Raw genomic sequence first — 258 nt, forward strand, 5'->3', positions numbered from 1 at the left:
ACGGTCGTGGTGGCGGCGTACCGGGCCGAGCCGGTGTGGCGCAGCACGATCGTGGCCTTGGAGTGCCGGCCCAGGCGGACCACGACGTGGCCCCACACGAGGTCCTCGGCGCCCGCGCCGGGCAGCGTCACGACGACCGGCGCGGTGGCCTCGAGGGCGGCCGGGACGTCCAGCAGCACCGCGCCGCCGGCGTTCGCGACGGCCAGCGCGGAGGGCCGGTCGTTGGGCGCCAGCTCACCGATCTCGCGCGCCTGCTCG

1 pseudogene is annotated in these 258 nt (G+C 77.9%); it reads right to left on the bottom strand.

The window, feature by feature from the left end:
* Window positions 1–258: pseudogene (locus QWY28_RS23800) on the bottom strand (Fe-S cluster assembly protein SufD); the annotation flags it as partial.

Origin of the sequence: Nocardioides oceani, assembly GCF_030412965.1 — a bacterium.
In the GTDB taxonomy this organism is placed as follows: Bacteria; Actinomycetota; Actinomycetes; order Propionibacteriales; family Nocardioidaceae; genus Nocardioides; species Nocardioides oceani.